The organism is Mycobacterium sp. (assembly GCF_049281135.1).
GTDB lineage: Bacteria > Actinomycetota > Actinomycetes > Mycobacteriales > Mycobacteriaceae > Mycobacterium.
This window is the reverse complement of record NZ_JBAPRN010000319.1, coordinates 1-10,361: the sequence shown is the minus strand read 5'-3', so window position 1 is coordinate 10,361 and position 10,361 is coordinate 1. Positions and strand designations below refer to the sequence as shown.

General features: G+C 64.4%; 12 protein-coding genes and 1 pseudogene. 10 read left to right on the top strand and 3 right to left on the bottom strand.

From position 1 onward, the window contains the following. Both WAN02_RS13100 and WAN02_RS13095 read left to right on the top strand, forming a co-directional pair. On the top strand, positions 1–602 hold a 602-nt coding region (locus WAN02_RS13100), incomplete at its 5' end, for an isocitrate lyase/phosphoenolpyruvate mutase family protein (protein WP_422264616.1). Beyond that, the gene (locus tag WAN02_RS13095) at positions 599–1,741 is read left to right on the top strand and encodes a bifunctional 2-methylcitrate synthase/citrate synthase (RefSeq protein WP_422264614.1); all 1,143 of its coding nucleotides are present in this window, start codon (positions 599–601) and stop codon (positions 1,739–1,741) included. The genes WAN02_RS13100 and WAN02_RS13095, both read left to right, overlap by 4 nt. Here the strand turns inward: WAN02_RS13095 and WAN02_RS13090 are convergent. Then, a complete protein-coding gene (locus WAN02_RS13090) occupies positions 1,725–2,582 on the bottom strand; it encodes an SDR family NAD(P)-dependent oxidoreductase (RefSeq protein WP_422264613.1) in 858 nt (285 codons plus the stop codon). The genes WAN02_RS13095 and WAN02_RS13090 overlap by 17 nt on opposite strands. Before the next feature lie 57 nt (positions 2,583–2,639). Between WAN02_RS13090 and WAN02_RS13085 the strand changes: the two genes are divergently transcribed. From WAN02_RS13085 to WAN02_RS13065, 5 genes are read left to right on the top strand one after another with little or no spacing between them, the layout of a single operon-like run. Further along, positions 2,640–3,722 (top strand): dihydrodipicolinate reductase, encoded by a 1,083-nt coding sequence (locus WAN02_RS13085; protein ID WP_422264612.1) that lies wholly within the window; start codon positions 2,640–2,642, stop codon positions 3,720–3,722. Further along, positions 3,722–4,219 (top strand): VOC family protein, encoded by a 498-nt coding sequence (locus WAN02_RS13080; RefSeq protein WP_422264611.1) that lies wholly within the window; start codon positions 3,722–3,724, stop codon positions 4,217–4,219. Before WAN02_RS13085 ends, WAN02_RS13080 begins: the two co-directional genes overlap by 1 nt. Beyond that, entirely contained in the window at positions 4,216–4,989 is a 774-nt protein-coding gene (locus WAN02_RS13075; RefSeq protein ID WP_422264609.1) for an SDR family NAD(P)-dependent oxidoreductase, read from the top strand. The genes WAN02_RS13080 and WAN02_RS13075 overlap by 4 nt, the downstream gene beginning before the upstream one ends. Beyond that, positions 4,986–5,585 (top strand): TetR/AcrR family transcriptional regulator, encoded by a 600-nt coding sequence (locus WAN02_RS13070; RefSeq protein WP_422264608.1) that lies wholly within the window; start codon positions 4,986–4,988, stop codon positions 5,583–5,585. Before WAN02_RS13075 ends, WAN02_RS13070 begins: the two co-directional genes overlap by 4 nt. After that, positions 5,582–6,451, top strand: coding sequence for a DUF1295 domain-containing protein (locus tag WAN02_RS13065; protein ID WP_422264607.1), 870 nt, complete (start codon positions 5,582–5,584; stop codon positions 6,449–6,451). Before WAN02_RS13070 ends, WAN02_RS13065 begins: the two co-directional genes overlap by 4 nt. Here WAN02_RS13065 and WAN02_RS13060 read toward each other — a convergent pair. Next, positions 6,448–7,212, bottom strand: coding sequence for a thiol-disulfide oxidoreductase DCC family protein (locus tag WAN02_RS13060; RefSeq protein WP_422264606.1), 765 nt, complete (start codon positions 7,210–7,212; stop codon positions 6,448–6,450). The genes WAN02_RS13065 and WAN02_RS13060 overlap by 4 nt on opposite strands. Before the next feature lie 16 nt (positions 7,213–7,228). Here WAN02_RS13060 and WAN02_RS13055 point away from each other — a divergent pair, with 16 nt between their 5' ends. The 3 genes from WAN02_RS13055 to WAN02_RS13045 all read left to right on the top strand — a co-directional run bounded on the left by WAN02_RS13055 (position 7,229) and on the right by WAN02_RS13045 (position 10,120). Next, positions 7,229–7,357: a hypothetical protein gene (locus WAN02_RS13055; RefSeq protein ID WP_422264604.1), complete on the top strand. Its 129-nt coding sequence runs from the start codon at positions 7,229–7,231 to the stop codon at positions 7,355–7,357. A 60-nt stretch (positions 7,358–7,417) separates the two neighbouring features. Beyond that, the gene (locus tag WAN02_RS13050) at positions 7,418–9,157 is read left to right on the top strand and encodes a DUF3556 domain-containing protein (protein ID WP_422264603.1); all 1,740 of its coding nucleotides are present in this window, start codon (positions 7,418–7,420) and stop codon (positions 9,155–9,157) included. Positions 9,158–9,415: 258 nt separating this feature from the next. After that, on the top strand, positions 9,416–10,120 hold the full coding sequence (locus tag WAN02_RS13045) for a hypothetical protein (RefSeq protein ID WP_422264602.1): 705 nt from the start codon (positions 9,416–9,418) through the stop codon (positions 10,118–10,120). 53 nt (positions 10,121–10,173) lie between these two features. On the opposite strand, the pseudogene WAN02_RS13040 reads toward WAN02_RS13045, so the two are convergent. Next, positions 10,174–10,361 (bottom strand): annotated as a pseudogene (locus WAN02_RS13040) (hypothetical protein); the annotation flags it as partial.

The following is a 10,361-nucleotide window of genomic DNA, read 5'->3' as shown; positions in this document are numbered from 1 at the left end:
CCGTCACGCTGCTGGAGGACGCCGGGCTGGCCGGCTGCCACCTCGAGGACCAGGTCAACCCGAAGCGATGCGGACACCTGGACGGCAAAGCCGTTGTTTCGACCGCTGACATGGTCAAGCGACTTCGGGCCGCGGTGGCCGCGCGCCGCGACTCGAACTTCGTGATCTGCGCCCGCACCGACGCCGCGGGGATCGAGGGCATCGACGCGGCCATCGAGCGGGCGCGCGCTTACGCGGACGCAGGCGCCGACCTGATCTTTACCGAGGCGCTGACCGGTCCAGCCGACTTTGAGAAATTCCGTGCCGCCGTGGATGTTCCACTGCTGGCCAACATGACCGAGTTCGGCAAGTCGGAGTTGCTGACCACCTCGCAGCTCACCGACATCGGCTACAACGTGGTGATCTACCCGGTCACCACGCTGCGGCTGGCGATGCTCGCCGTCGAGGACGGCTTGCGCGAAATCAAAGCCAAGGGAACGCAATCCGGCCTGCTGGACCGCATGCAGCACCGCGAGCGGCTCTACGAGTTGCTCCGCTACGCCGACTACAACCAATTCGATGATGAGATCTTCAACTTTGATGTGAAGGGACCCCACCAATGACCGCACCCGTGGCCGACAAGAAGATCTACAAAGGGCTGGCCGGTGTGGTCGTCGACACCACCGCGATCTCCAAGGTTGTACCCGAGACGAACTCGCTGACCTACCGCGGTTACCCGGTCCAGGATCTGGCCGCGCGCTGCAGCTTCGAGCAGGTCGCCTGCCTGCTGTGGCACGGCGAGCTGCCGAGCGACGGTGAGTTGGCGTTGTTCAACCAACGTGAGCGGGCCAGCCGACGGATCGACCGGTCGTTGCAGTCACTGCTGGCCAAGCTGCCCGACACCTGCCATCCGATGGATGTGGTGCGCACCGCAATCAGCTACCTGGGCGCCGAAGACCCGGAAGAGGACGACAGCGCCGAATCCGCCAATTACGCCAAGTCCCTTCGCATGTTCGCGGTTCTGCCCACCATCGTGGCGATCGACATGCGTCGCCGTCGTGGCTTGGCGCCGGTCGCACCGCACAGTCACCTCAGCTACGCGGAGAACTTCCTGAACATGTGCTTCGGCGAGGTTCCGGACCCGGTGATCGTCAGCGCGTTTGAGCAGTCGATGATCCTGTACGCCGAGCACAGCTTCAACGCGTCCACCTTCGCCGCGCGGGTGGTGACCTCGACGCAGTCCGACATCTACAGCGCGGTGACGGCCGCAATCGGCGCGTTGAAGGGCCCGCTGCACGGCGGAGCCAACGAGGCGGTGATGCACGACATGATCGAGATCGGCGATCCGTCGAAGGCCGCAGAGTGGTTGCACGGCAAGCTGTCTCGCAAAGACAAGGTGATGGGCTTCGGCCATCGCGTCTACAACAACGGTGACTCTCGGGTGCCGACCATGAAAGAGGCGCTGATCCGGGTTGCGGAGGCCCGCGACGGCCGGCGCTGGCTGGACATCTACACCATCCTGGAAAAGGAGATGTTCGCCGCCACGGGCATCAAGCCGAACCTGGACTTTCCGACCGGGCCGGCCTACTACCTGATGGGATTCGACATCCCCAGCTTCACACCGCTTTTCGTGATGAGCCGGATCACCGGCTGGACCGCCCACATCATCGAGCAGGCCGGCTCCAACGCGCTGATCCGGCCGCTGTCCGAATACTCCGGTCAGCCCCAACGCAGCTTCACCGCGGCTACAGCAGATCGGTGATGGTCTTCAGGCCGGCGTCGTAGAGCACGCCGGGCAACATGCCGCCGTCGCACTCGATCGTCGTGCCGTTGACGAAGTCCGCGGCGCCTCCGGCCAGAAAGACACACACCCGGCCGACCTCGTCGGGCTCGCCCGCGCGCTGCAATGGGACCGCCGCGAAGTACTTTTCACCGGTCGGGTCGTCCTTCGGCAGCACGAACGACCGGAAGTTCTCGGTCATCGTCGGGCCCAACGCGACGCAGTTGACCCGAACCTTCGGTCCCCACTCCTGGGCGAGCGACCGAGTCAACTGGTTGAGCCCGCTCTTGGCCGCTCCATAGGACACCAGAGTCGGTGAGCCCGCCGGATGCCCGGCACCGCTGGAGATGTTGATGATGCAGCCGACGCCAACCTGGGTGGCCATCTGCCGGTACACCCGGATGGCGAACCACAGCGGGCTGATCAGATTCATCTGCACCGCGAAGGCGTGAAACAGTGCGGTGCGTTCGAAGTCGTCGTCGCTGCGCGGTGCGCCCTGAATACGTTGCACGAGTTCGGGAATGCTCTCCGCGTGCGGCGCCGGAACCGTCCCGCCGGCGTTGTTGACCAGAATGTCGACGCGGCCGTGGGTGGCCGCCACGCCGGCGACGAACGAGTCGATCGAGCGATAGTCGCCCTGGTCGCAAACCTGCTGAGAAGCGCGGACCGCCCATTCGCTGTCGATGCCGGGGATGGTGTCCAGCGGCGAACGTGAGCAGCCGACCACAGTGGCGCCGGCCCGCAGGAGCTCGTGGGCGATGCCGACTCCCACGCCCCTGCTGGTTCCGGTGACGATTGCGATCTTGCCCTCGAGGACGCCCATTCGCCGACCCTTCATCGTCGTTGACAGTGACTGCCACTCAGTCATACTGTGCCACGCATGAGTAAACCCGCCAAATTGCGTGTCGTTCAATGGGCCACCGGAGGTGTCGGCAAGGCCGCCATCGAATGCGTGCTGAATCATCCGCAGCTCGAGCTGGCCGGCTGCTGGGTGCACAGCGCGGACAAGAACGGGCGCGACGTCGGGGAGATCCTGGGCAGCGAATCGCTGGGCGTCGCCGCCACATCCAACAAGGATGACGTGCTCGCCCTCGACGCCGACTGCGTGGTGTACAGCCCGCTGATCCCCGACGACGACGAGGTCGCGGCCATTCTGCGATCCGGCAAGAACGTGGTGACCCCGGTCGGCTGGGTGTACCCGGACCTGACCAGCCCCGCGGTCGCGGCGATCGCCGACGCGGCCGTCGCGGGTGGGGTGACGTTGCACGGGTCGGGCATCCATCCCGGAGGCATCACCGAGCGGTTCCCGCTGATGATCTCCTCGCTGTCCTCGGCGGTCACCCACGTGCGCGCCGAAGAGTTCTCCGACATCCGTACCTACAACGCCGGCGACGTGGTGCGCCACATCATGGGTTTCGGTGGCACCCCCGAGGAGGCCTTCCAAGGGCCGATGGCCAGCCTGCTGGAAAACGGGTTCAAGATGTCGGTGCGAATGATCGCCGACCACATGGGTTTTCGTATCGAACCGAACATCAGAACGATCCAGGACATCGCGGTCGCGACCGCCGACATCGACTACGACCCGTTCCCGATCCGCGCGGGAACCGTGGCCGCGCGCCGGTTCCGCTGGCAGGCGCTGGTCGACGGCGAGCCGGTGATCACCGCGGCGGTCAACTGGCTGATGGGCGAGGAAAACCTCGAGCCCGCCTGGAATTTCGGCGACCGCGGCGAACGCTTCGAGGTCGAGATCACCGGCGACCCCACCGTGAGTCTCACGTTCAAAGGCCTGCAACCGGAGTCGATCGCCGAAGGGCTGGTGAAGAATCCGGGCGTCGTGGTCACAGCCAATCACTGCGTCAACGCCATCCCTGATGTCTGCGCTGCCGAACCCGGTATCAAGACGTACCTGGACCTGCCGATGTTCGCCGGCCGCCCGGCCGCTCGTCTTGCATCGGGCACGTGATGGCCGCTGCGACCGACATCTCGTTCTGTCATCTCGTCGTCGGGGTGACCGACATGGACCGCGCGCTGGCGTTCTATCGCGATGCGCTGGGCATGGACGTCGTCTTCGAAACCCTCATCTCCGGTGAGCCCTTCGACGCTGTGCTGCACGCGAAGCACAAACAGGAGGGTCGCGTCGTCGGCGGACTGCTGGGCGGGCTGATGGTCGAGTTGCTGTCGCTGGGCGCTGAACCCGCCACCGACAAACCGGCCCGCCGAGGCATCGCCGGCATCCAGAACGTATCCCTGTCCGTCGTCGATCTCGACGACTCTCACCGCCGCATTCGTGAGGCCGGCTATCCGCCGGAACAGGATCCGTTCGAGATCGGCGGAGTGCGAATGTTTTTCGTCAAAGACCCGGATGGAACCCCGGTCGAATTCATCGAGCTGCCCGGCGGCGTGCGCAGCACCTACGAGATGCACCGTGGTGTGCCGCTGCGGATGGGACCGGCCGAATGAGCTACACCCACCCCGACTCGATGCGCGGCCATGTCGCGATCATCACCGGCGGCGCCCAGGGCGTCGGGAAAGGCATCGCCGCAGCGCTGCTCGAACGTGGGGCAGCGGTTCTGCTGGTTGACATTCTCGAGGAGAAGCTGGCCGCGACCACCGATGAACTCCGAGCGGCCGGCCGCGTCGAACAATTGGTCGCCAATCTGCGCGATCCGCAATCCGCTCAGCAGATCGTCGCGGCCGCGGTCGGCGCCTTCGGCGCGGTGCACGGGTTGGTCAACAACGCCATCGCCACCAACGAGCCGAAGGCGTTCGTCGACATCACGACGGAGGACTTCGCCCTCGGCCACGACGTCGGGCCGCGCGCCAGCTTCTTGCTGATGCAGGCGGTGCATCCCTTGATGGTTCAGGCCGGCGGCGGTTCGATCGTCAACCTCGGCTCGGGCACGGGCACTGGCGGCGAGCCGAAGTGGGGCGGATACGCCGCCGCCAAGGAAGCCATCCGCGGGCTGTCGAAAGTCGCTGCGCTGGAATGGGGCCGGGACAACATTCGCGTCAACGTGGTCTGCCCGTTCGCCGAATCCGACGGCGTCAAACTATGGAAGCAGTTCGCGCCCGACGACTACACCAAGGCGGTGCGACGAGTTCCGATGAAGCGCATCGGCGATGTACGCGACGACGTGGGGGCACTGGTCGCGTTCCTGCTCAGCAGCGATGCGACCTTCGTCACCGGGCAGACCATCCACGTCGACGGTGGGATCGGCTGCTTCCGATGACCGAGTCGCTGCGCGATCGGCAGCGGGCGCAGATCCGGGCCGACATTCGTCGGGCGGCGTTTCGGCTGTTCATCGAACGCGGCTACGACGCGGTGACGACTGAGGAAATCGCCGCGGCCGCAGGCGTTTCGCCGCGCACCTTTTTTCGGCATGTGCCGACCAAGGAGGAATTGCTGCTGGCGCCGGTGCGATATGGCGGTACCGCCATTGTCAGCCTGCTCGAGGAGCGGCCCACCGCCGAGGCGCCCGACCTCGCGCTGATCAACGCCATCATCACCCGGACTCGTTCGTTCGGGGTGGCCGACACCGAAGAGTGGCGGGAAGCCCTGCTGGTCGCCCCCGATCTGCTCGGCAAGCTGACGGTGCACCGTCCCGCCGACAAGGAGCGGGCGACCAAGTTGGTCGCCGCGCGTATGGGCGCCAACCCCGATACCGACATCCGGCCCGGCCTGTTGGTTCAACTTGCCTTTGCGGCAGCCGATTTCGCGTTTCAGCGTTGGGTCTGCCAGTCGACGAAAAAGCCGAAGGCGCTCGACCGCTATGTCACCGAAGCACTCGAGGCGGTCAAAAGTCCGCACTGGGAGAAAGGACGATGAGCAAGGCAAAGTCGCTGACACTGGTCGGTATCGCGTATGTCGTTGCCATCGCGGTGGGCGCGGCCTGGCTGGTGTGGGGTGTGCACACCGGCCGGCTGTGGCTGGATACGTTGGTCGCCGACATACTGGCGACCTTGGTGATTTTCGCGTTCAGCCGGGCGTACGGCAACTCCAGTTTCTACGACGCGTACTGGAGCGTGATTCCCCCTGTGCTGCTGTTCTATTGGTGGAGTCAGTCCGGGATACAGCAATTGCGTTGCTGGCTGATCGCGGTGGTGGTGGTGTTGTGGGCGATACGCCTGACCGCCAACTGGTTGTACGCGTTTCCCGGTCTGCACCACGAGGATTGGCGTTACCCGATGTTCCGCGAGCGGGCCGGGAGATGGGAATTCGTGGTCGACCTGGTGACGATCCACCTCATCCCCACACTTTTGGTGTTCGCCGGCATGCTGCCGGTGTACATCGTGGTGACCCGACCCGGCGGCGACATCGGTTGGCTGACCGATATCGCTTTCGTCGTCGGGCTGGCGGCCGTGATTCTTGAGTTGGTCGCCGACGTGCAAATGCACCGGTTCATCCGGGATCGGCGGGACGGTGAGGCGATGGACCGCGGATTGTGGTCGTGGTCGCGGCATCCGAATTACTTCGGGGAGTTCAGTTTCTGGGTTTCGCTGGCGCTGTTCGGGGTGGCCGTCGCCCCGTCGGACGCCTGGTGGGTATGCCTGGGGGCGCTGGGGATGCTGGGCATGTTTCTCGGCGGCAGCATCCCGATGATGGAGACCCGCAGCCTGGAGCGGCGGCCCGACTATCAGCATGTGGTCGACCGGGTTTCCCGCTTCGTGCCCCGCCCGCCGCGACGGGCCTAGCAGGCGGTCGGGTGTGATTCGCAGTACGGCGTGGTCCCGGGGAACCGGTAACGGTGCGCGACCACCCACCGGTAGACGACGTCCTCGATGAAGCGGATGCCGGGAATTCGGTAGAACACCAACGGGATTCGGCTGCCGATCGCCGTCGAGAGCGCCGCGTTTGCGGCCTCCGCGCCGGAGTAGACCGCGCCCGAAGAATCCAGCCATCGCACCGCGTCAAGCAGGTTCGTCGGCGCGACACCGAGCCGTTCTGCGACTCCGGGGCTTTGCAATGGCTCGGTCCGAATATTTCCGGTTCGGTCGAACTTCAGCAGTAAATCCCTGGAGCGCGTGCACATTCCACACGCTCCGTCGAAGAACAATGTGCCCGCTGCGGCGTTCATCTCCGATACCCCTTGCTGTGGGCGTAGTTGCACGACCGAGTCTACGCCGGCGACGCGGCGGGCCCGGAAGCCCGCGATCGCGAACACGATGCCGGTACCGATCTCCGCGACGGCACTGAACCAGGAGAACCATGTCACGTTGATCCGTGGTCCGGAGACGAAGCTGTCCTGATAAGCCGGAAGGAAGCTCGGCAACAGATGCGCGTAGGTGAAGAGGACGGCGCTGCCGATGCCGACCGCGATCGCCGTTCCGGGTGCCCGGCGGCGACCGGTGACTGCCATCGCGATCGCGATCACGACAAACGCCCCCTGGATCATGCCGCCGACCATGATGGCATGGGGCGACGCCGACATGCCGCGTCGCAGGCGATCGAACACGTGAACGCTCCAGCCGATGGCGAAAGCTATTGCCGCCCAACGGAGAATCGATCGGCAGAAGCGGGTGGCTGCGAAAGATGACTGGTCATCGCGGATCACCGTCCTGAGTGCCCGACAACACTTCTACTACTACTACGCAAAGTAGTAGTCAAGCGTTCCGTCGAACCGTGACCATTGAGCTAGAACACGTTCTAATCTTGCCGCCATGGGATTTCTCAAACAGGAAACTCCGCAGATCGATTTCGAGGAGTGGAGCAAGGGCACCCGCGCTGAGAAGATCGTCCCGATGGCCCGGCATTGGGCCGAGGTCGGCTTCGGTACCCCGGTGCTGCTGCATCTGTTCTACGTCGTCAAGATCGCGCTGTACATCGTGGCGGCCTGGCTGCTGGCGCTGACCACGACCGGCATCAACGGCTTCACCAATGTCGCGCACTGGTACGCCGAGCCGATCGTGTTCGAGAAGGTCGTGCTTTACACGATGCTGTTCGAAGTGGTCGGTCTCGGTTGCGGCTTCGGGCCACTGAACAACCGGTTCTTCCCGCCGCTGGGCTCCATCCTGTACTGGTTGCGACCCGGCACCATTCGGCTGCCACCGTGGCCTGGCCGGATTCCATTCACGAAGGGGGACAGCCGCACACCGTTCGACGCGCTGCTCTATGGCGCGTTGCTGGTGCTGCTCGTCGTCGCGATTTTTTCCGACGGCACCGGTCCGATGCCCGCGCTGGGTACGACGGTCGGGGTGCTGCCGGCGTGGCAGATCTGGGCGGTGCTCGGTGTGCTGGCGGTGTTGGGCCTGCGCGACAAGGTCATCTTCCTGGCTGCCCGCGGCGAGGTGTACGCGTCATTTACGGTCGCGTTTCTGTTCGCCGGTTATGGCGTCGACCTGATCTTGGGCGCGAAACTGGTGTGCCTGGTCATCTGGCTGGGTGCGGCCACATCCAAACTCAACAAGCACTTCCCGTTCGTCATCTCGACGATGATGAGCAACAACCCGATGTTCCGGCCGAAGTTCATCAAACGTCAGTTTTTCGAACACTTTCCGGATGACCTTCGTCCGGGCTGGCGCTCGCGCTGGCTCGCGCATTTCAGTACGGCAATCGAGGGACTGGTGCCGCTGGTGCTGTTCTTCAGCCACGGCGGCTGGCCCACCGCGATCGCCGCATTCGTCATGCTGTGCTTCCACTTCGGCATCCTGTCGTCGATCCCGATGGGCGTGCCACTGGAGTGGAACGTCTTCATGATGTTCAGCGTGCTCACGCTGTTCGTCGGGCATGCCTCGACCGGACTACATGACCTGACCACACCATTGCCACTACTGCTGTTCGCGGTTGTGGCGGGCACCGTCGTGGCCGGAAACCTGTTCCCTCGCAAGGTTTCCTTCCTGCCCGGCATGCGCTACTACGCGGGCAACTGGGACACCACGCTGTGGTGTATCAAGCCGTCGGCAGAGGCGAAGATCACCGACAATGTCCTCGCCATCGCGAGCATGCCGGCCGCGCAGTTGGAGAAGTTCTACGGCAGTAAGGAAGCCGCGCAGATTCCGATGTACATGGGATATGCGTTCCGCGCCTTCAACACTCACGGTCGAGCGCTGTTCACCTTGGCGCACCGGGTGATGACCGGCCAGAACGAGGACGACTACGTCCTGACCGACGGTGAACGCGTCACCAGCAGCGCCATCGGATGGAATTTCGGCGACGGGCACTTCAGCAACGAGCAGTTGGTCGCGGCTCTGCACAAGCGCTGCCACTTCGAACCGGGCGAGGTGCGTGTCGTGATGCTCGACGCCCAGCCCATTCATCGACAGACCCAGCAGTACCGGTTAGTCGATGCTGCCACAGGCGAATTCGAACGCGGCTACGTCCGAGTGGCCGACATGGTGACGCGACAACCCTGGGCCGACGATGTGCCGGTACACGTGGAGTCCGAGACCAGCGATGTGTGAGGCGCGCGGGCGACGCTCCGATTCCGCTGGGCAATAGCGACACCGGGTGGCAACTGCCTGAACTCGTGCTTGCTGGACGGTCCGGATCTTTCGCCGGTCGGGGAGATTCCGCTGTGCGACACACGCGCGCCGCGTTCCCGACAGCAATCACCGCATCGGCGTGATTTCCCTCGTTAGCGGCGTGCGGACCCTGCCTGCGGCAACCACGCAGCTAATTAGTAACCCAAGCAAAGGCCCCAGCCGTCACTGAGTTAACAGTTGCTTGCTCAGCTGCATAAATCCGGCCAGGTGCTCGCCAACCAGATCGAGTTCGGCGACACGATCAGCACCAACCTGCAGTCGCTGGATAGCGGGTTGAGCACCCTGATCACCGACGAGTTGCCGGGGCAGTTGCAGACCCTGTTCAGCGGCATCGAGGCCGGCGACATCAGCACGTCGGTGAACAACTTCACCACCGGCCTGTTGGTCGACCTGCTTCCGGGTGCCTCGTCGCTGGTGAACATCTTCGACATTCCCGGCGATATCGGGCAGAACCTGGCCAACCTGCTGACGGACAATGTGCCGAACATCGGCTTGGAAACCCTATTGGCGCCCATAGGAATACTTTTCGGCACTTCGCAGGCACTGGCCGACGGCTCGCAAGCGATCGTCGACGCCGTCGATGCTGGGCAGACCGACCAGGCGTTCGCCGATCTGCTGAGTTTGCCGGCGTTCGTCACCAACGCTCTGCTGAACGGCTACGACGTGAGCGACACCTTCGGCTTCAGCTACGCCGGCCTGCTCTCCTCGCTGGAGAGTGCTTCAGGCCCTGGACTTCTCGATGAATTCCTGGTGCAGATTCCGCAGGGGATCGCCGAGACGCTGGCCAACGGTGCGACGCCTGCCACGCTGGCGGCTGACTGGAGCGCGCTGCTGGCCGAGCTCGCGCCCAACCTGGCGACGGACGCGTTGTCGGGCCTGTAGACCGCGAAGGCCGGGCGCCACGAACACATGACGCCCGGCCTTCGTTACCACGGTTAGGCGTTGGCGCGGACTTTCTTCGTCGCCTCGACCAGGTTGGTGAGCGACGCCGAAACCTCGTCCGGGTTACGGGTTTTCAGACCGCAGTCCGGATTTACCCAAAGCCGGTCAGCCGGAACGGCTTTCAGCGCTTCGCGCAACGACGTGGTGATCTCGTCAGTGCTCGGCACCCGCGGCGAGTGGA